General features: G+C 66.7%; 15 protein-coding genes. 9 read left to right on the top strand and 6 right to left on the bottom strand.

Features of this window, described 5'->3' with window-relative positions; all coding sequences use genetic code 11:
* Positions 1-3 precede the first annotated feature (3 nt).
* Together ACFPOB_RS21005 and secA are read right to left on the bottom strand one after the other, a co-directional pair.
* Complete coding sequence (locus ACFPOB_RS21005; RefSeq protein WP_377800341.1) at positions 4-576, bottom strand: hypothetical protein; 573 nt, start codon at positions 574-576, stop codon at positions 4-6.
* Between the two features lie 121 nt (positions 577-697).
* Positions 698-3,544: a preprotein translocase subunit SecA gene (gene secA / locus ACFPOB_RS21000; protein WP_377800340.1), complete on the bottom strand. Its 2,847-nt coding sequence runs from the start codon at positions 3,542-3,544 to the stop codon at positions 698-700.
* Positions 3,545-3,836: 292 nt separating this feature from the next.
* On the opposite strand from secA, the gene ACFPOB_RS20995 reads away from it, so the two are divergent.
* The 5 genes from ACFPOB_RS20995 (at position 3,837) to mutT (ending at position 7,890) form a co-directional block, all read left to right on the top strand.
* Positions 3,837-4,682, top strand: coding sequence for a peptidylprolyl isomerase (locus ACFPOB_RS20995; protein ID WP_377800339.1), 846 nt, complete (start codon positions 3,837-3,839; stop codon positions 4,680-4,682).
* A gap of 130 nt (positions 4,683-4,812) precedes the next feature.
* Entirely contained in the window at positions 4,813-6,066 is a 1,254-nt protein-coding gene (gene argJ / locus ACFPOB_RS20990) for a bifunctional glutamate N-acetyltransferase/amino-acid acetyltransferase ArgJ (RefSeq protein ID WP_377800338.1), read from the top strand.
* Positions 6,035-6,976: a DMT family transporter gene (locus ACFPOB_RS20985; RefSeq protein WP_377800337.1), complete on the top strand. Its 942-nt coding sequence runs from the start codon at positions 6,035-6,037 to the stop codon at positions 6,974-6,976. The genes argJ and ACFPOB_RS20985 overlap by 32 nt, the downstream gene beginning before the upstream one ends.
* Positions 6,973-7,479: a carboxypeptidase regulatory-like domain-containing protein gene (locus ACFPOB_RS20980; protein ID WP_377800336.1), complete on the top strand. Its 507-nt coding sequence runs from the start codon at positions 6,973-6,975 to the stop codon at positions 7,477-7,479. Before ACFPOB_RS20985 ends, ACFPOB_RS20980 begins: the two co-directional genes overlap by 4 nt.
* 6 nt (positions 7,480-7,485) lie before the next feature.
* Entirely contained in the window at positions 7,486-7,890 is a 405-nt protein-coding gene (mutT, locus tag ACFPOB_RS20975; RefSeq protein ID WP_377800335.1) for an 8-oxo-dGTP diphosphatase MutT, read from the top strand.
* 133 nt (positions 7,891-8,023) lie between these two features.
* On the opposite strand, the gene ACFPOB_RS20970 is transcribed toward mutT, so the two are convergent.
* Together ACFPOB_RS20970 and gltB are read right to left on the bottom strand one after the other, a co-directional pair.
* Positions 8,024-9,448 carry a glutamate synthase subunit beta gene (locus tag ACFPOB_RS20970; protein ID WP_377800334.1) on the bottom strand — a complete coding sequence of 475 codons (1,425 nt, stop codon included), beginning with the start codon at positions 9,446-9,448 and terminating at the stop codon, positions 8,024-8,026.
* A gap of 20 nt (positions 9,449-9,468) precedes the next feature.
* Positions 9,469-14,199 (bottom strand): glutamate synthase large subunit, encoded by a 4,731-nt coding sequence (gene gltB, locus ACFPOB_RS20965; RefSeq protein WP_377800333.1) that lies wholly within the window; start codon positions 14,197-14,199, stop codon positions 9,469-9,471.
* A 611-nt stretch (positions 14,200-14,810) separates the two neighbouring features.
* On the opposite strand from gltB, the gene ACFPOB_RS20960 reads away from it, so the two are divergent.
* Together ACFPOB_RS20960 and ACFPOB_RS20955 are read left to right on the top strand one after the other, a co-directional pair.
* A complete protein-coding gene (locus ACFPOB_RS20960; protein WP_377800332.1) occupies positions 14,811-15,869 on the top strand; it encodes a threonine aldolase family protein in 1,059 nt (352 codons plus the stop codon).
* 153 nt (positions 15,870-16,022) lie between these two features.
* Positions 16,023-16,787 (top strand): hypothetical protein, encoded by a 765-nt coding sequence (locus ACFPOB_RS20955; RefSeq protein ID WP_377800331.1) that lies wholly within the window; start codon positions 16,023-16,025, stop codon positions 16,785-16,787.
* An 89-nt stretch (positions 16,788-16,876) separates the two neighbouring features.
* On the opposite strand, the gene ACFPOB_RS20950 is transcribed toward ACFPOB_RS20955, so the two are convergent.
* A complete protein-coding gene (locus ACFPOB_RS20950; RefSeq protein WP_377800330.1) occupies positions 16,877-17,338 on the bottom strand; it encodes an Hsp20 family protein in 462 nt (153 codons plus the stop codon).
* 177 nt (positions 17,339-17,515) lie between these two features.
* Here ACFPOB_RS20950 and ACFPOB_RS20945 point away from each other — a divergent pair, with 177 nt between their 5' ends.
* Entirely contained in the window at positions 17,516-18,586 is a 1,071-nt protein-coding gene (locus ACFPOB_RS20945; protein WP_377800329.1) for an alpha/beta fold hydrolase, read from the top strand.
* Here the strand turns inward: ACFPOB_RS20945 and hisN are convergent.
* The gene (hisN, locus tag ACFPOB_RS20940) at positions 18,491-19,273 is read right to left on the bottom strand and encodes a histidinol-phosphatase (protein ID WP_377800328.1); all 783 of its coding nucleotides are present in this window, start codon (positions 19,271-19,273) and stop codon (positions 18,491-18,493) included. The genes ACFPOB_RS20945 and hisN overlap by 96 nt on opposite strands.
* Here hisN and ACFPOB_RS20935 point away from each other — a divergent pair.
* Positions 19,254-19,484, top strand: a complete 231-nt coding sequence (locus ACFPOB_RS20935; protein WP_377800327.1) for a hypothetical protein — start codon at positions 19,254-19,256, stop codon at positions 19,482-19,484. The genes hisN and ACFPOB_RS20935 overlap by 20 nt on opposite strands.
* Positions 19,485-19,553 lie beyond the last annotated feature (69 nt).

Genomic DNA, 19,553 nt, shown 5'->3' with positions numbered 1-19,553 from the left:
GCTTCAGGCCGGGCTGCTCAGCGCGGTCGGTTTCTCCGATTTGCCGGCTAGGGCGACGAGCCGCGCCTGTTGGTCCGGATTCAGCAGCCGCAGCGGCAGGCCGATCGGTGCTCCGGCCTCCGGCCACAGCGACAACAGGCCGTGACCGACCGTCGCCGAGCGGATCGCGGAGAACGGCATGAAGCCGCGCATCGCGCGGCTGCGCGTCCACAGGCCGGCCTGCGTGACAAGGACGCGGCTATCGCGCCACTCCGCCATGAAATCAGCGAAGGCGGCCTGCTCCTGGCGCGTTGCGGAGAGGCGGGCGACGAGAGAGGGCGCCCAGAGGCCGAGCCAGAAGGCGGCGAAGGCCAGCATCGCGATCGTGCCGCCAGCACGCAGCTGCGACGCGCCGCTGGCGACGGCGAGCCCAGCGGCGAGCAGAGCGAGCACGCAGCCCAGGCCGATCAAGGCCGGCCAGCCTTGCCAGGCTGACGCCTTCACCAGCGCCTGCCGCCGGCTGGATTCGAGCGCCTGATACTGCACGAACTCTTCGAACGTGTAGTCGAGCCGAATCTCGAACGCTGCCTCAGTCACGGATGGCTCCACAGCCTGATCTCTCTTCGCAAGGATGCAGGCGACCAGGCTGGCCGCAAGAAAAAAGCTTCGGCGGCCGGCCGGAGCTTCTTGATCTGGTCGTCAGGGCCGGAAGACCAGCTCAGACGAACTGGCCGTGGCAGTGCTTGAACTTCTTGCCGGAGCCACAGGGGCAGAGCTCGTTGCGGCCGACCTTGCCCCAGGTCGCAGGGTCGGCCGGATTGCGCTCGGCGACGGCGAGATCGCCATCGGTCGCGGCGAATTGCGGCTGGTTAGCGAAGAAGCCGGCCGGCGGGGGCGGCAGGTTGTCACCGCCGCCCTGGTCGAAGGTCTGGCCGCCTTCCGGAGGCTGTTCGAAGCGGACCTCGACGCGCATCAGATTGCCGGTGACCTGCTCGCGCAAGCGCCCGATCAGCCCGTCGAACAGCTCGAAGGCTTCCTGCTTGTACTCGTTCAGCGGGTCGCGCTGGGCGTAGCCGCGCCAGCCGATGACCTGGCGCAGATGATCGAGGGTTACGAGGTGCTCGCGCCAGAGATGGTCGAGCGTCTGCAGCAGCACCTGCTTCTCGATGTAGGTCATCACCTCCTCGGTGTTCCGCTCGATGCGCGCGGCGTAGTCGTCATCGGCGATCTTGCGGATGCGCTCGCGAAGCTCGGCGTCGGCGATACCCTCTTCCTTGGCCCAGTCCTCGATCGGCAGGTCGAGGTTGAGATAGGTAACGACGTCCTGCTTCAGGCCGGCGGCGTCCCATTGTTCGGGATAGGCATCCTCGGGGATGCGGCGGGAGACGGTGTCCTCGACGACGCCATGGCGCATATCGTCGATGGTCTCGCGCACGCTGGCCTCGCGCATGAAATCGCGACGCTGCTCGAACACGACCTTGCGCTGGTCGTTCATGACGTCGTCGTATTTCAGGATGTTCTTGCGGATGTCGAAGTTGCGGGCCTCGACCTTGCCCTGCGCCTTCTCGACCGCCTTGTTGATCCAGGGATGGACGATCGCCTCGTCCTCCTGCAGCCCGAGCTTCTGCAGCATGCCGTCCATTCGGTCGGAGCCGAAGATGCGCATCAGATCGTCCTGCAGCGACAGGAAGAACTTGGAGCGGCCAGGATCGCCCTGGCGGCCGCCGCGGCCGCGCAGCTGGTTGTCGATGCGGCGGCTCTCATGGCGCTCGGTGCCGATGATGTAGAGACCGCCGGGGCGGGTCATGGTCTTGGCCGGGCGCGAGCCCTTGGCCGGCTCGAGCTCGATCGTCTCAGAAGCGTTGAGGACGATCTCCTTGAAGCGGGCGACCTCGGCCTCGATCTCCTTGATCTTGGCATCCTTCTCCGGCCCGTCCTCCATGCCCGCGGTCTCGGCCGCGACGCGCATCTCGACATTGCCGCCGAGCTTGATGTCGGTGCCGCGCCCGGCCATGTTGGTGGCGATGGTGATCGCGCCGGGCACGCCGGCCTCGGCGACAATGAAGGCTTCCTGCTCGTGGAAGCGGGCGTTCAGCACGGCGAACTGCTTGCTGCTCTTGCCGGAGCGGGCCGAGGCGTAGAGCCGGTCGAGCGCATCGGGCTGCGAGAAGTCGATCTGCTTGAAGCCGGCGGCGACCAGCATCTCGGCGATCTGCTCAGATTTCTCGATCGAGGCGGTGCCCACCAGGACCGGCTGCAGGCGCTCGCTGGCGCGCTCCAGCTCCTTGATGATCGCCTTCACCTTTTCCGGGAAGCTGCGATAGACCTCGTCGTCGTCGTCGATACGGGCGACCGGGACATTGGTCGGGATCTCGACCACTTCCAGCTTGTAGATCTGCTCGAACTCGTCGGCCTCGGTGCCGGCGGTGCCGGTCATGCCGGCGAGCTTCTTGTAGAGCCGGAAATAATTCTGGAAGGTGATCGAGGCGAGCGTCGCGTTCTCGGGCTGGACGGTGACGCCTTCCTTGGCCTCGAGCGCCTGGTGCAGGCCTTCCGAATAGCGCCGGCCCGGCATCATGCGGCCGGTGAACTCGTCGATGATCACCACCTCGTCGTTGCGGACGATGTAGTCCTTGTCGCGCGTGAAGAGCGAGTGCGCACGCAGCGCTTGGTTGACGTGGTGGACGAGCGTGACATTGGCGGAATCGTAGAGATCGCCCTCCGTGAGGAGGCCCGCCTCGCGCAGCAGCTCCTCGATATGCTCGTTGCCGGCCTCGGTCAGGGCGACAGTGCGTTGCTTCTCGTCGACCTCGAAATCGGTCTTGATCAGCTTGGGCAGAACCTTGTCGATCGCGACATACAGGTCCGACTTGTCGTCGAGCGGGCCGGAGATGATCAGCGGGGTACGGGCTTCGTCGATCAGGATCGAGTCGACCTCGTCGACGATCGCAAAATGATGGCCGCGCTGGCTCATCTGCGCGACCTCGTACTTCATGTTGTCGCGCAGATAGTCGAAGCCGAATTCGTTGTTGGTGCCGTAGGTGATGTCACAGGCATAGGCGCGCTGGCGCTCCTCGTCGTCAAGGCCGTGCACGATGATGCCGTAGGTGAGTCCGAGGAAGTTGTAGATCTTGCCCATCCACTCGGCATCGCGGCGGGCGAGGTAGTCGTTGACGGTGACGACGTGGACGCCCTTGCCGGCGAGCGCATTCAGATAGACCGGCAGGGTCGCGACCAGGGTCTTGCCTTCGCCGGTCTTCATCTCGGCGATCGCGCCCTCGTGCAGCACCATGCCGCCGATCAGCTGGACGTCGAAATGGCGCTGGCCGAGCACGCGCTTGGCCGCCTCGCGCACGGTGGCGAAGGCCGGGACCAAGAGGTCGTCGAGCTTGGCGCCGTCGGCGAGCTGCTGCTTGAAGGTTTCGGTACGGGCGCGGAGAGCCTCGTCGGAGAGCTGGGAGACCTCGGCTTCGAGCGCGTTGATCGCGGCGACGCGGGGTTGGTAGCCCTTCACCCGCCGATCATTCGACGAGCCGAAGAGTTTCTTTGCAAGCGCGCCAAGCATGTCTGGCCTTTCAATGGCGATCCGGCCGGCGCGGATGGCGCGGCCGAAGCGATACCTTAGAATTTCACGCGCGTGTTTAGACGGGCGCGGGCGCGTGGTCCAGCACGCGCTTGTCCGCGCCGATGTGGGGTCCGACGAGGTACCTTCCAAGAGGTCGGGGCCGCTGCGGCGGATTGAACCCGCCCAGCCGGCTCGCGTTGATGTGCGAGGCCTCGTCTTGCCAAGGCCGCGTTCTGCTGGCACTCAGCCGGCGAGATCGATCTTCGCGCCGTCCAGTTGAAAGGCCGCACCGATGTTGTCCTCCCGTCTCGCCATGCTGTCGATTGGCTTCGCGCTCGCCGCCGTGCCGGCTCTCGCACAGCAGGACAAGCCCGTCGCCAAGGTCGACGGCATCACCATTACCGAGGGCGACCTCAAGCTCGCCGAAGAAGACCTCGGCGAGCGCACCGCGCAGATGCCGGAAGAGCGCAAGCGCGAGGAGCTGATCAACTACCTGGTCGACCTCAAGCTCGGCGCCAAGACCGCTGCGGCCGCCAAGATCGGCGATGGGCCGGAGTTCGCCAAGCGCCTCGCCTATAACCGCGACAAGCTGCTGCTCGACGAGTACCTGACGAGCGAAGCCAAGAAGGCGGCGACTCCGGAAGCGGCGAAGAAGCTGTTCGACGACACCGTCAAGGCGATGAAGCCCGAGGAAGAGGTCCACGCCCGCCACATCCTGGTGCCCGAGGAAGCGCAGGCCAAGGCGGCGCTGGAGCGGGTGAAGAAGGGCGAGGACTTCGCCAAGGTCGCGGCCGAGCTCTCCAAGGATCCGGGCTCGGGCAAGGAGGGCGGCGATCTCGGCTGGTTCGCCAAGGATCGGATGGTGCCGGAATTCGCCGAGGCTGCCTTCAAGCTGGAGAAGGGCCAGGTATCCGAGCCGGTGAAGAGCCAGTTTGGCTGGCACGTCATCAAGCTCGAGGACAAGCGCACCAAGCCGCTGCCGAGCTTCGACGAGGTGAAGCCGCAGATCGACCAGTATCTGGTCCGCAAGGCGCAGCAGGACATCATCGTGGCGCTGCGCGACAAGGCCAAGGTCGAGCGCCTTGACAAGCCGGCCGCTCCGGCGACCCCGGCTCCGGCCGAGCCGAAGAAGCCCTGATCAGCCGCGATTTTCATCGGATCGTCGTGATGCGCCCGGGCCATGCCCGGGCGTTTGCTTTTGGAGGGGTTCCGACTCTTGTCTTCGTCCCGCGGCTGCGGCACATCGGGCCAACGATACGAGGAGGCGCATGATGGCTGGCAAGGATGTTCCCGTTTCTCCGCTCGCACCTAAGCGCCAGCCCAAGGTGCCGGCCGTGCCGGGCGTGCGCTTCGCCACCGCCGAAGCCGGCATCCGCTACAAGGGCCGCACCGACGTCCTGCTCGTCCTGCTCGACGAGGGCTCGCAGGTCGCAGGCGTCTTCACCCGCTCGAAATGCCCCTCGGCCCCGGTCGACTGGTGCCGCGAGAACCTGGCACAGGGCAGGGCGCGCGCCATCGTCGTCAATTCCGGCAACGCCAACGCCTTCACCGGCCTGAAGGGCCGTGACTCGGTGGCGCTGACCGCGAAGATCGCGGCCAAGGCCGCCGGCTGCAAGGCGGAGGAGGTGTTCATCGCCTCGACCGGCGTGATCGGCGAGCCGCTAGACGCGAGCAAGTTCGAGGGCGTGCTGGCCGATTGCGCCAAGCGCGCCGCCGACGGCCCCTGGTTGGATGCCGCCAAGGCGATCATGACCACAGACACCTTCCCGAAGACGGTCTCGCGCAAAGCCAGGATCGACGGGCATGAGGTCATTATCGCCGGCGTTGCCAAGGGCGCCGGCATGATCGCGCCCGACATGGCGACGATGCTCTCCTTCGTCTTCACCGATGCGCCGATCGCTGCGCCGGTGCTGCAGGCCTTGCTGTCGAAGGGCGTGAAGGGCTCGTTCAACGCGATCACCGTCGACAGCGACACCTCGACCTCCGACACGCTGATGCTGTTCTCGACGGGCAAGGCGAAAGCCCGAGGCGTGCCGGAGATCACCGACCCCGGCGATGCCCGGCTCTCCGGCTTCAAGCGGGCGCTGAACGCGCTGCTGCTCGAGCTGTCGCATCTGGTCTGCAAGGACGGCGAGGGCGCCCGCAAATTCGTCGAGGTCCGCGTCGTCGGGGCGCAGTCGTCGCGTTCGGCCAAGAAGGTCGCGCTCTCGATCGCCAATTCGCCGCTGGTGAAGACGGCGGTCGCCGGCGAGGACGCCAATTGGGGCCGCATCGTCATGGCCGTCGGCAAGGCCGGCGAGCCGGCCGATCGCGACAGGCTCGACATCTCCTTCGGCGCGATCAAGGTGGCGGAAGCCGGTGCGAGGGCCGGATCATATGACGAGCAGGCCGTCTCCGACTACATGAAGGGCGAGCACATCGTCGTCACCGCCGATCTCGGCCTCGGCCGCGGCAAGGCCACGGTCTGGACCTGCGACCTGACCAAGGCCTATGTCGAAATCAACGGCGACTACCGCTCCTGAGCCTTCCGGCTCGGCAGGCCCGAGCAAGAGCTTCATCGTCGGCAACCTCGCAACCTGCTCCTTCCTCTGGGGCAGCAGCTATCTGTTCATCAAGCTGATGGCTGGCGAGGTCACGCCCTGGGCGATCGCCGCCGGGCGCGGCCTGCTCGGAGCCGCGACGCTGGCCCTTTTCGTCATGGCGCGCGGCCAAAGCCCGCTGCCGCGTCGCCACGAATTCCGGCACTGGCTCGTGCTCGGCACCTGCAATGGCTGGCTGCCAAATGTCCTTGTCGCCTATGCGCTGATCCAGCTCGCCAGCGGCCCGGCCGCGATGATCCAGGCGGCAGGGCCGCTGGTCACGGCTTTGTTCGCGCATGTCCTGTTCGCGGAGGAGCAACTGAGCCGGCGCCGGCTCGTCGGCATCCTCATCGGCATGGCCGGCGTCGCCATCCTGATCGGGCCGCGCCTGATCGAGGGCGGCGGCACGGCGCTCAGCCTGCTCGCCATGGTCGGCGCGACGCTGTCCTATGCATGCGCCAACCTCTACACGCGCGCCGTGCCGCCGCGAGCGGGCGATCCGATCCGGCTCGCACTCGGCCAGCAGATGATCTCCGGCACCGGGGCGCTGTTGCTGACGCTGACGGTCTCCGGCTGGGGGGCACTTCTGGCCCTGGCCCCGCATTGGCAGGCCGCGCTGGCGCTCGGCGTGTTCGCAACAGCGATGCCGGTGGCGTTCTTCATGCGGCTGATCCGTGCGGCCGGGCCGACACGGGCGGCGATGACCGGCTATCTGGTTCCGGCTGTCGCTGTCGCGATGGGTGTGCTCGTGCTCGGCGAAACGCTGGAGTTGCGGCAGGTCATCGGAGGTTGCATCATCCTTGCTGGCGTCTTCCTGGTCTCGACGGCGCCTGCGGGGGGACGTGCCGGATGACAAGAATCGCATGCGTGCTGGGCCTCGCGGCCTTGCTGGGTGCCTGTGTGCAAGGACCGGTGACGACGTCATCCTTCTCGGCGGAGGAGGCGGCCTTCATCCGCAAAGCCGGAACCGGTGTCATCGTCGGCCATGCCTTCCGGACACGTTCCAAGGGGCAGGTGGTCAATGCCGCAGGCGAGGTCGTCAGGCTGATCCCGGCGACGACTTACGCCCGCGAGCGTTTCACGAGCGTCTTCGGCAAGGCCAAGTTCCTGCCGCACTGGCGCTATCCCAGCGAGCAGGTCGATCCGCACTATGCCGAATTCACCCGGACGACGAAAACGGCGGCGAATGGCCGGTTCAGCTTCGACAAAGTCGCGCCCGGCAGCTATTTCATCTCGACCCAGGTGATCTGGGGCGAGGAAGATCAGGTTTTCCGCGAGGGCGGCACGGTCTATGACGAGGTCACGCTGACCGGCAAGGAAACGGAGCCGGTCGAGGTCATCCTCTCGGGACATTAGCCCTTCGTGAAACTGCTGCTCGTCGTCGCCTGCGCGCTGGTCGATTCCGACAATCGCGTGCTCGTCACCCAACGTCCCGAGGGCAAGGCGCTTGCCGGCCTCTGGGAGTTCCCAGGCGGCAAGCTGGAGGCCGGCGAGCGGCCGGAGCCGGCGCTGATCCGCGAGCTTGCCGAGGAGCTCGGCATCGAGGTGAAGGAGGCCTGCCTCGCGCCGCTGACCTTCGCCAGCTACGCCTATCCCGACTTCCACCTCTTGATGCCACTCTATATCTGCCGGCGCTGGGAGGGGACGGTGACCTCGCGCGAGGGGCAGGCGCTGAAATGGGTGCGCCCCGGCAAGCTGCGCGATCTTGCCATGCCGCCGGCCGACGAGCCGCTGATCCCGCCGCTGGTGGATCTGCTGGGGGCTTAAGTCTCAGCCGTCATTCTCGGGCGACGCGCAGCGTCGACCCGAGAATCGCGTGACCAGAACGCGCTGGTTGGCGCCTCTTCCGGCGTGAGATGCTCAGCTCTTCGCCCGAGCATGACGCGTGTTAACCCGCCCCTCAGCGCGGCAGGATGGTCTCGCCCATCAGATGCTTGTCGATCGCGTGGGCCATCTGGCGGCCCTCGCGGATCGCCCAGACCACCAGCGACTGGCCGCGGCGCATGTCGCCGGCGGCGAAGACCTTCTCGACCGAGGTCTTGTAGGCCAGCATGTTGGCCTCGACATTGCCGCGCCCATCGAGCTTGACGCCGAGCTTGGCGAGAAGCCCGTCATGCACTGGCGAGACGAAGCCCATGGCGAGCAGGACGAGATCGGCCTTGAGCTGGAATTCCGAGCCCGCGATCGGCTTGAAGCTGGCATCGACCTTGGTGCAGTGCAGCGTCTTCACCTTGCCGTTCTCGCCGGTAAACTTGACGGTGCCGACGGCGAAGTCGCGTTCGGCGCCTTCCTCATGGCTGGAGGACGTCCGCAGCTTCAGCGGCCAGTTCGGCCAGGTCAGCGCCTTGTTCTCCTTTTCCGGCGGCTGCGGCATGATCTCGAGCTGGGTGACCGAGAGCGCGCCCTGGCGCACCGAGGTGCCGATGCAGTCGGAGCCGGTGTCGCCGCCGCCGATGACGACGACATGCTTGCCGCCGGCGAGGATCGGGCGAGCGTTGCCGGTGGTGTCCGGCTCGCCGCCATTGCGGCGGTTCTGCTGCGGCAGGAAGTCCATGGCAAACTGGATGCCGTCGAGATCGCGGCCCTCGATCGGCAGGTCGCGCGGCTTCTCGGCACCGCCGGTCAGGCCGACCGCGTCATATTGCGCAAGCAGCTCTTCCGGCTCGATGTCGATCCCGACATTGACTCCGTAATGAAAGACAACGCCTTCGGCTTCCATCTGTGCGACGCGCCGGTCGACATGCGACTTCTCCATCTTGAAATCGGGGATGCCGTAACGCAGCAGGCCGCCGGCGCGGCCCTGGCGCTCATAGACATGGACCTCGTGGCCGACGCGGGCGAGCTGCTGCGCGGCGGCGAGGCCGGCCGGGCCCGAGCCGATGATGGCGATCCTCTTGCCTGTCTTGATCTCGGACGGCTCGGGCTTGATCCAGCCCTCCTGCCAGCCCTTGTCGACGATCGCGCATTCGATCGACTTGATGGTGACCGGGGTGTCCTCGAGGTTCAGCGTGCAGGATGCCTCGCAGGGGGCGGGGCAGACGCGGCCGGTGAACTCCGGGAAGTTGTTGGTCGAGTGCAGGTTGGTCAGCGCCTCCTGCCACTTGTCGTTGTAGACGAGGTCGTTCCAGTCCGGGATCTGGTTGTTGACCGGGCAGCCATTGTGACAATAGGGGATGCCGCAATTCATGCAGCGCGCCGCCTGGTCACGGGTCGCCTCCCGGCCGAGCGGGATCACGAACTCCTTGTAATTGCGGATCCGGTCCGAGGCCGGAAGATACTTCCGGTCGCGGCGGTCGATCTCGAGAAAACCGGTTACCTTGCCCATCGTCTCATCCGCCTGTTCGATTACTCGGCCGCGACCGAGACGCCGGCCTGGGCCCGCTCGATTTCCATAAGGGCCCGCCGGTACTCGACCGGCATGACCTTGACGAATTTGGGCAGGTAGTCCGCCCAGTTCTCCAGGATCGCCTGCGCCCGCGCCGACCCGGTGTATTTCAGGTGGTTGGCGATGAGCTGATGCAGGCGCTCGGCGTCATAGCCGGACATGTTGGCCATCACGTCGATGCGGCCCTTGAACTCGAGGTCGCCGCCATGGTGGTAGAGGCGCTGCGTCAGCTCCTCCTCCTCCGGCACCGGCTCGAGATCGACCATGGAGAGGTTGCAGCGCTTGGCGAAGCTCTTGTCCTCGTCGAGCACATAAGCGATGCCGCCCGACATGCCGGCCGCGAAGTTGCGCCCGGTCTGGCCGAGCACGACGACGACGCCGCCGGTCATATATTCGCAGCCATGGTCGCCGGTGCCCTCAACCACCGCGATCGCGCCGGAATTGCGCACGGCGAATCGTTCGCCGGCGACGCCGCGGAAGTAGCATTCGCCGGAGATCGCGCCGTAGAGCACGGTGTTGCCGACGATGATCGCCTCCTCGGCGAGCGCGCGCGACTTCGGATCAGGGCGGATGATCAGCTTGCCGCCCGACAGGCCCTTGCCGACATAGTCGTTGGCCTGCCCGGTCAGGTCGAGCGTCAGGCCGCCGGCGACCCAGGCGCCGAAGCTCTGGCCGGCGGTGCCGGTGAGCTTCACCGTGATGGTGTCCTCTGGCAGGCCGGCCGAGCCATGGCGCTTGGCGATCTCGCCCGAGAGCATCGCCCCGGTCGAGCGGTCGACATTGCGGATCGCGCTCTCGATCACCACCGGAGCGCCGGTGTCGAGCGAGGCGCCGGCCTTGGCGATCAGGGTGCGGTCGAGCACCGACTCGATCGGGTGGACCTGGCGCTCGACATTGCGGATGGCGACGCACTTGCCCGGCTCCGGCTTGTGGAAGATGCGGGCGAAATCGAGCCCCTTGGCCTTCCAGTGGTCGATGGCCTGCTTCTTGTCGAGCCAGTCGGAGCGGCCGACGAGCTCGTCGAAGCTCTTCACGCCCATCTGCGCCATGATCTCGCGCACGTCCTCGGCGAGGAAGAAGAAGAAGTTGATGACGTGCTCGGGCGTGCCCTTGAAGCGCTTGCGCAGCACCGGGTCCTGGGTGGCGACGCCGACCGGGCAGGTGTTGAGATGGCACTTGCGCATCATGATGCAGCCGGCTGCGATCAGCGGCGCCGTGGCGAAGCCGAACTCGTCGGCCCCGAGCAGCGCACCGACGACGATGTCGCGACCGGTGCGCAGGCCGCCGTCGACCTGGAGGGCGATGCGGCCGCGCAGCTTGTTCATCACCAGGATCTGGTGGGTCTCGGCGAGGCCGATCTCCCAGGGTGATCCCGCATGTTTGATCGAGGTCAGCGGCGAGGCGCCGGTGCCGCCCTCATAGCCGGCGATGGTGATGTGGTCGGCGCGCGCCTTGGCGACGCCGGCGGCGACGGTGCCGACGCCGAGCTCGGAGACGAGCTTGACCGAGACATCCGCGTCCGGGTTGACGTTCTTCAGGTCGAAGATCAGCTGGGCGAGATCCTCGATCGAATAGATGTCGTGATGCGGCGGCGGCGAGATCAGGCCGACGCCCGGGGTCGAATGCCGGACCTTGGCGATGCGGGCATCGACCTTGTGGCCGGGCAGCTGGCCGCCCTCGCCGGGCTTGGCGCCCTGCGAGACCTTGATCTGCATCATTTGCGAGTTGACGAGATATTCGGTGGTGACGCCAAAGCGACCCGAGGCGACCTGCTTGATCGCCGAGCGCATCGAGCGGCCATCCGGCAGCGGCTTGAAACGCTCCGGCTCCTCGCCACCCTCGCCGGTGTTCGACTTGCCGCCGATCGCGTTCATGGCGAGCGCCAGCGTCGAATGCGCCTCATGGCTGATCGAGCCGAAGGACATGGCACCGGTCGAGAAGCGCTTGACGATCGAGGCTGCGCTCTCGACCTCGTCCAGCGGGATCGGCTGGCGGCCGAGCTCTTCGGCTATCTTGACGTGGAACAGGCCGCGAATGGTCGAGAGCTTCTCGCTCTGGTCGTTGACCAGGTCGGAATAGGCCTTGAACTTGTCGCGGGCGTTGCCACGCACGGCGTGCTGAAGCAGCGCGATGTTCTCCGGCGTCCAGGCATGCGCCTCGCCGCGCAGGCGGAAGGCGTATTCGCCGCCGATATCGAGCGCGTCGCGATAGACCGGCGAGCCGCCGAAGGCGTCGCGATGGCGGCGCACGCTCTCCTCGGCGATCTCGGCGAGACCGACGCCCTCGATCGAGGAGATGGTGCCGGTGAAGTATTTGTCGATGAAATCGGTGCGCAGGCCGACCGCGTCGAAAATCTGGGCGCCGCAATAGGACTGGTAGGTCGAGATGCCCATCTTGGACATGACCTTGAGCAGGCCCTTGCCGACCGACTTGATGAAGCGCTTGACCACCTCGTAGCGGTCGACTTCCGGCGGGAACTCGCCGGCCTCGTACAGCGCCTCCAGCGTCTCGAAGGCGAGATAGGGATTGATCGCCTCGGCGCCGAAGCCGGCGAGCAGGGCGAAGTGATGGATCTCGCGCGGCTCGCCGGATTCGACGACCAGGCCGACCGAGGTGCGCAGGCCCTTGCGGATCAGGTGATGATGGACCGCCGCCGTCGCCAGCAGCGCCGGGATCGGGATGCGGTCCGGCCCGACCTGGCGGTCGGAGAGGATGATGATGTTGTAGCCACCATGGACCGCCGCCTCGGCGCGCTCGCACAGGCGCTCGATCGCGCCTTCCATGCCGGCCGCGCCCTCGCGGGTCGGATAGGTGATGTCGAGCGTCTTGGTGTCGAAGCGATCCTCGTAGTGACCGATGCAGCGGATCTTCTCGAGATCGTCATTGGTCAGGATCGGCTGGCGAACTTCCAGGCGCTTGCGGCGCGAGGTGCCCTCGAGGTCGAGGATGTTCGGCCGCGGCCCGATGAAGGAGAGGAGGCTCATCACGAGCTCCTCGCGGATCGGGTCGATCGCGGGGTTGGTGACCTGGGCGAAGTTCTGCTTGAAATAGGTGTAGAGCAGCTTCGACTTCGAGGAGAGCGCCGAGATCGGCGTGTCCGTGCCCATCGAGCCGACGGCTTCCTGGCCGGTCACCGCCATCGGCGCCATCAGGATCCTGGTGTCTTCCTGGGTGTAGCCGAAGGATTGCTGGCGATCGAGCAAGGCGACATCGGTGCGGGCGGCGCGCGCCTCCACCGGCGGCAGCTCCTCCAGCACGATCTGGGTGCGCTTCAGCCAGTCCTTGTAGGGGTTGGCGAGGCAGAGCGTGCTCTTGATCTCGTCATCGCCGATGATGCGCCCCTCTTCGAGGTCGATCAGCAGCATCTTGCCGGGCTGGAGCCGCCACTTCTGGACGATCTTCTCCTCCGGGATCGGCAGCACGCCGAATTCCGAGGCGAGCACGACGAGGCCGTCATCGGTGACGAGATAGCGCGCGGGGCGCAGGCCGTTGCGGTCGAGCGTCGCACCGATCTGGCGGCCGTCGGTGAAGGCGATCGCGGCCGGGCCGTCCCAGGGCTCCATCAGCGCGGCGTGATACTCGTAGAAGGCGCGCCGGCTCTCGTCCATCAGCGGGTTGCCGGCCCAGGCCTCAGGCACCAGCATCATCATGGCGTGGGCGAGCGAGTAGCCGCCCTGGACCAGGAATTCGAGAGCGTTGTCGAAGCAGGCGGTGTCGGACTGGCCCTCATAGGAGATCGGCCAGAGCTTGGAGATGTCGGCGCCGAAGAGCTCGGAATCGACCGAGGCCTGGCGGGCCGCCATCCAGTTGACGTTGCCGCGCAGCGTGTTGATCTCGCCGTTATGGGCGACCATCCGGTAGGGGTGGGCGAGGCGCCAGGACGGGAAGGTGTTGGTGGCGAAGCGCTGGTGGACGAGGGCAAGCGCGCTCTCGAAGCGCTCGTCGGTCAGGTCCTTGAAATAGGCGCCGAGCTGGGTGACCAGCACCATGCCCTTGTAGACGATGGTGCGGCAGGAGAAGGAGACCGGGTAATAGGTCGCGGTCGCCCGGTCATGGCGCTTGTAGACCTTGTTCGAGACCGACTTTCTGAGGACGTAGACCTGCCGCTCGAACTCGTCCTCATCGGTGATCTCGGCCGGACGGCCGACGAAGATCTGGCGATGGCAGGGCTCGGTTTCCTTGACGGCCTCGCCGAGATCGCTGTTGTCGACCGGCACGTCGCGCCAGCCGAGGAAGATCAGGCCTTCCTCCTCGACCGTCTGGGCAACGATCTCCTCGCAGACGGCGCGGTTGTCGGCCTCCTGCGGCATGAAGAACTGGCCGATGGCGTAGTGGCCGGGCTCGGGCAGTTCGATGCCGATTCCAGCGCATTCTTCCTTGAAGAAGCGATGCGGGATCTGGGTGAGGATGCCGCAGCCGTCGCCGAGCTTGGGATCGGCACCGACGGCGCCGCGATGGTCGATATTGTGCAGGATCTGCAGGCCCTGCGCGACGATCGCATGGCTCTTGCGGTTCTTCATGTCGGCGATGAAGCCGACGCCGCAGGAATCCTTCTCATAGGACGGATCATAGAGGCCCTGGCGCGCCGGCATGGCCGGGTCGCGCACCTCCGGGAAACGCTCGACAGCGGTCGTCGTGGTGGCTTTAGCAGTGGTCTTGGCCATTACACTCGCCTTCCCGCCTTCGCTCATCGTCACCTCCGCCCATCCGCCTTGGGCTCCGAAGCATCTGCCTGGAAGCCAGCCAAAGTCCACACGGCGTGTCAGCGCCGTTGCCGCTCCGGTCTTGATCCCTGCCGAGCAAGGATCGGGCCGGTCCGGCTTTAGTCTCGGTTTGCGAAGGTTGCTTGCGCCGGTTTTGTCTTGCGCCCGCGTCCTCCGCAGGCGCCTCGGGCTCTATCTTGCCCTGTCGCGCCTGGTCACGCCGCCGTTTTGCGGGCGGCGCGCGTCGTACGGTTGGTTTTGGCTTTGGTTGCCGTACCTCCCGTCATCGTCCGCTCCGTCCGCTCGCGCCGGGGCCTCGGCGAGGCCCGCTCTGAAAATGGGACAGTATCACTGTCCTAATGTCTTGACCTTGCCAGAATTCCAATCTGGGCACAAGCGACGATTTTGCACTGCGGCGACATTTTATTGCTATCTGCATGGGTGTCCGGACATTTTCGCATCGCGCGGGCCCATGAGCCAAGCCGGAAGTTGTCGATCGCCGGGATCGTGGCTGCCCTGCGTCGCCGCCGATTGCGCTGCGGCAGTAGGCTGCTTATCCGTCGCATTCCTCCCAGCAGCCCACCGGATATGAGCCTCCCATGAACTTCGTCAGCGACAATCTGGCCGGGGCGAGTGCGCCGGTGATGCAGGCGATGGCGGCCGCCAATGACGGTTCTGCCGCCGCCTATGGCAACGATGCCTGGACGAAGCGGGTCGAGGCCCGGTTCGCCGAGCTGTTCGAACGCGAGGTCGCGGTCTTCCTGGTCACGACCGGCACTGCGGCGAATTCACTGGCGCTGGCGAGCCTGGTCCAGCCCTGGGGGGCGGTGCTTTGCCATCACGAGGCGCATATCGCCGCCGACGAATGCGGCGCGCCCGAATTCTTCACCGGCGGGGCCAAGATCGTCGGCCTACCGGGAGATGGCTGCAAGCTCGCGCCGGAGGTCGTCACCGAGCAGCTCGCGCGAATGCGGGCGGGCGCGACGCATCAAGTGCAGCCGCAGATGCTGTCGATCACGCAGGCGACCGAGTGCGGGCTGGTCTACGCGCCGGCCGAGATCGCGGCGCTGAAGCAGGCGATCGCGGCGCGTGGGTTGAAGCTGCACATGGATGGCGCCCGCTTCGCCAATGCGGTCGCGGCGCTCGGCTGCACGCCGGCCGAGATCACCTGGAAGGCGGGCGTCGACGTGCTCTCCTTCGGCGGCACCAAGAACGGCGCCTTCGCCGCCGAGGCCGTGATCGTCTTCGATCCGGCCGAGGCCGGGCAGATGCCGTGGCGGCGTAAGCGCGCCGGGCACACTCTGTCGAAAGGCCGGCTGATCGGGGCGCAGTTCGAGGGGCTGCTGGCCGGTGGTCACTGGCTCGACCTTGCCCGCCACGCCAATGCGATGGCCAGCCGTCTCGCCCGAGCCATCGAGGCCAAAGGCAAGCTCCGGCTGGCCTGGGCCTGCGAGGCGAACGAGGTTTTCCTGGTGCTGCCGCCGCGGGCTCAGGCCACGCTGGCGACGCAGGGCGTGCAGTACATCGCCTGGTCGGGCGATGCCTTACCGGAACGAGAGCGCCTGCAGCACGGCGAAGTGGTCGGGCGCTTCGTCTGCTCCTTCGCGACGCAAGCAGACGAGGTCGATCGGCTTGCCGCCGTGCTGGCTGACGTCTGAGCCTCAGAAAGCGCCCGTTTCACAGCGAAATCACGCCGCAAGCGCGCCGCAATCCTTACCGAGAACTGAAGGCTGCGAATTTCGTCTGACAGAGGACAGACCATGGCAGTCCCAGTTCCGCCTATCCCGGCGCCGCGTCCGTTGCGATGCCGTTTGGCCGGTCTCACCGTCCTGGCCGTCATGGCCGGCGCGAGCGGCCCGGCCCTGGCGCAGCTCGATGATTACGGCGGTGGCTATGCCCGTTACGGCTATGGATACGATTATGATGACGGCTACGGCTATGGCCGTCGCTACGAATATGTGCCGGCCCGGCCTGCGCCGATCCCGCCGCGTGCGGTAGAGCGGATCGCCGTGCAGGAATTCGGCCTGCGCGAGGTGCAGCGCACGGTGCGCACCCGCTCTGCCATCGTCGTCGATGGCCTGGCGGCGAACGGCTCGCGCCTGCGGCTCATCATCGACCGCTTCAACGGCGAGTTGATCGACCGGATCGTGCTGCAGCCGCCGCCGCGAACCGTCAGGCTCGACCCGCGCGAGGAGGAGCGTCCGGCGCCGAAGAAGCTGACGCCGCGTCCGCCGGAGCGTCCGGCCGCGCTGAAGCCGGCGCAGCCGCCGGCCGAGGCGAGCGCGCCGGCGACAGTCGCGCCACCGTCACCGGCAGCCCCGAAGCCCGATGCTGCTCCGGCAAAGCCGACTGCGGTGCCGGCCGTCGCGCCGAAGGACATCGGCAAGCCGAAGCTGGTCAATCCGCAGGATGTCCGCGGAGCGGACGAGCCCGATCGTCAGCCACCGTTGGCAAGGGCGCATCCGAGCGGCATTCCGACGCCAGACACGACGCTGCCGCCGGTCCAGATCGAGGAGATGAAGACGGCGCAGCCAAAGCCGGAAACCCCGATCGCGCCGGTCAACCCGCCGAACTGAGCTCGCGCAACTGCGCATGAAGAAGCCTTCCCGGTTTCCCGGGAAGGCTCACACGTGTCACGCTGGCGATGTTGCCGTTCAGGCGAGACTTACGCGGCTTTACGCGCTTCGATCACCTTGGTGCCCTGCACGCCGATCGGGATCAGCCGCGGCTTCTTGGCCTCGGGGATCTCGCGGACGAGATCGATGTGGAGCAGCCCGTTCTCGAGGCTGGCGCCGGTGACCTGGACGTAGTCGGCAAGCTGGAAGCGGCGCTCGAAGGCGCGAGCTGCGATGCCCTGATGCAGGATCTCGCGCTTGTCGGCGTCGTCGGCAGCCTTCTTCTCGCCGCGGACGGTCAGCGTGTTCTCCTTGCTCTCGATCGAGAGGTCGGATTCACCGAAACCGGCGACCGCGATCGAGATGCGATAGGCGTTCTCGGCGGTGCGCTCGATATTGTAAGGCGGATAGCTCGGGGCGTTGTCGACGCTGGTCGCCTGGTCGAGCAACGAGAACAGACGGTCGAAGCCGACGGTCGAGCGATAAAGCGGGGAAAGATCGTAGGAACGCATGATTGTCCTCCAACGGAAGCGACATTCGTGTCAGCCCGCCTCGTCATGAGCGCGGGCCAGGTTTGGCCTTGCACAGCCGCTTGGCGGCCTGTGCAACAATGATCTGGGTGGCGGTTTCGGCTTTTCAAGACCAAGCCGAGCTGGGCATAACGGAGGACTGAGCCAGCCGGAGCGCCGATGACCGAGGCCGAGTTCTTCCATCAGCCGGACTATCCGGTGCCCGGCCACGGCAAGGTCTGGTCTGCTCAGACCAGCGATGGCGCGCGGCTACGTATGGCGAGCTGGCGCCCGAGCGTACGGCGGGAGAAGGGCACGATCCTCCTCGCCCAGGGGCGCGCGGAGTTCATCGAGCGCTACAGCGAGACGATCGCCGAGCTGCGCCGGCGCGGCTTTCATGTCCTGACCTTCGACTGGCGCGGCCAGGGCGGCTCGCAGCGCTTCACCGGCCGGCAGCGCAAGGGCCATGTCGGCCGTCTCGTGCATTACGAGCGCGACTTGGCCCTGGTCATGGCGCAGCTCCAGGAGCGCTTTCCGCCGCCCTATTTCGCCCTGGCGCATTCGATGGGCGCGGCGCTCTGCCTCGACGCTGCCAGGCGCGCGGCGCTGCCGGTGGAGCGGCTGGTCGCGATCGCGCCGATGCTCGGCATCAGCATGATCGAGAATCCGCGCGGCGCGCGCTGGCTGGCGCGGGTGCTGTACTGGCTCGGCTTCGGCAAGGCCTTCGTGCCCGGCGGCGGCGACACCGCCATCGGTACCAAGCCGTTCGAGGGCAACCGGCTGAGCTCCGACCCCGTCCGCTATGCCCGCAACGCGGCCTTGTCCGCCGCGGCGCGCGAGCTCGCGATCGGCGATCCCAGCGTCGGCTGGGTCCATGCCGCCTTCCAGCTGATGGACCGGCTGGCGCAGCCGCGCGCGCCGCTCGAAGTGCGCGTGCCGACATTGATCATCGCCGCGGGGCAGGACCCCGTCGTGTCGACGCCGGCGATCGAGCGCTTCGCGGCGCGGCTCAAGACCGGCTCGGCCCTGGTGCTGCCGGCGGCGCGCCACGAGATCCTGATGGAAATCGATGCGATCCGGGCGCAGTTCTGGGCCGCCTTCGACGCCTTCGTCCCCGGCGAGGAGTTACCGGGTGAGCAGGCTGCGGCGCCGGCTTCAGCCGTTGAGCAAAGCGAGCGCAGCCTGGTGCAGGGTCTTGTTGCCGGCGGCGAGGATGGTGCCGCCCTGGGCGGCGCTGCCGCCGTCCCATGAGGTGACGATGCCGCCGGCGCCCTCGATGATCGGGATCAGCGCGACGATGTCATAGGCCTTCAGCCCGCTCTCGATGACGAGATCGACATGGCCGGCGGCGAGCATGCAATAGGCATAGCAGTCACAGCCATAGCGGGCCATGCGCACGGCGCTCTCGACGCGCTGATAGGCGAGCTTCTGCCCATCCGCGAAGAGATGCGGGCTCGTCGTCATCAGCGTCGCCCCGGCGAGATCGGTCACCTGCCGCGTATGCAGCGTGCGCGGGCCGTTCGGCCCCTCATAGCGCGCCACGCGGCCGTCGCCGGAATAGCGCTCGCCGGTGAAAGGCTGGTTCATCATGCCGTAGACCGGCACGCCGTTGCGGGTCAGCCCGATCAGCGTGCCCCAGACCGGGATGCCGGAGATGAAGGCGCGGGTGCCGTCGATCGGATCGAGGACCCAGACATAGTCGGCGTCGGCGTTCTCAGAGCCGAACTCCTCGCCGAGGATGCCATGGGCCGGAAAGGTGCGCCTGATCAGGTTGCGCATCACGTCCTCGCCGGCGCGATCACCTTCGGTGACCGGGTCGAAGACGCCGCCGCCAGACTTGTCCTCGGCGGTATGCCGGGCACGGAAGAAGGGCAGGATCGCCTGGCCCGAGAGGGTCGCCAGCTTGGAGACGAACTCCGTGAAATCGACCGCGCTCATCCAGGCTTCCCTCGGCTCTCGTCCAGTGGCCGCCTTCATGCTGTGCGGCGGGCGGGAAGACAAGCGCTGCAAGGCGGGACTGGTCAGGTCAGGACAGTTCAGCTCCATTCAGTTCTGCGATACTGGGCGACTGGCGACAAAAATTGTCCATGCCATGCAAATTTTGCATGGCCGGATTTGCGTTTGGGCTTGCTTTTTTGCGGCGCAATGAGCTATTGTGCACTGCGAAGGGGCGATTGCTTCAAACCTTCGTTGCCCTCCTTGGGCGTTTCCTCCCTAG

The sequence above is a fragment of the Allobosea eneae genome, from assembly GCF_042657265.1.
Classification (GTDB): domain Bacteria; phylum Pseudomonadota; class Alphaproteobacteria; order Rhizobiales; family Beijerinckiaceae; genus Allobosea; species Allobosea eneae.
The sequence above is the reverse complement of the archived record's forward strand: the minus strand, read 5'-3'. Positions and strand labels throughout refer to the sequence as shown.

What these genes read in the sequence shown, in the direction of transcription:
- secA (WP_377800340.1), bottom strand. Translation starts at nt 3,544, where the DNA reads ATGCTTGGCGCGCTTGCAAAGAAACTCTTCGGCTCGTCGAATGATCGG.
- ACFPOB_RS20995 (WP_377800339.1), top strand. Translation starts at nt 3,837, where the DNA reads ATGTTGTCCTCCCGTCTCGCCATGCTGTCGATTGGCTTCGCGCTCGCC.
- argJ (WP_377800338.1), top strand. Translation starts at nt 4,813, where the DNA reads ATGATGGCTGGCAAGGATGTTCCCGTTTCTCCGCTCGCACCTAAGCGC.
- ACFPOB_RS20985 (WP_377800337.1), top strand. Translation starts at nt 6,035, where the DNA reads ATGTCGAAATCAACGGCGACTACCGCTCCTGAGCCTTCCGGCTCGGCA.
- ACFPOB_RS20980 (WP_377800336.1), top strand. Translation starts at nt 6,973, where the DNA reads ATGACAAGAATCGCATGCGTGCTGGGCCTCGCGGCCTTGCTGGGTGCC.
- ACFPOB_RS20970 (WP_377800334.1), bottom strand. Translation starts at nt 9,448, where the DNA reads ATGGGCAAGGTAACCGGTTTTCTCGAGATCGACCGCCGCGACCGGAAG.
- gltB (WP_377800333.1), bottom strand. Translation starts at nt 14,199, where the DNA reads ATGAGCGAAGGCGGGAAGGCGAGTGTAATGGCCAAGACCACTGCTAAA.
- ACFPOB_RS20960 (WP_377800332.1), top strand. Translation starts at nt 14,811, where the DNA reads ATGAACTTCGTCAGCGACAATCTGGCCGGGGCGAGTGCGCCGGTGATG.
- ACFPOB_RS20950 (WP_377800330.1), bottom strand. Translation starts at nt 17,338, where the DNA reads ATGCGTTCCTACGATCTTTCCCCGCTTTATCGCTCGACCGTCGGCTTC.
- ACFPOB_RS20945 (WP_377800329.1), top strand. Translation starts at nt 17,516, where the DNA reads ATGACCGAGGCCGAGTTCTTCCATCAGCCGGACTATCCGGTGCCCGGC.
- hisN (WP_377800328.1), bottom strand. Translation starts at nt 19,273, where the DNA reads ATGAGCGCGGTCGATTTCACGGAGTTCGTCTCCAAGCTGGCGACCCTC.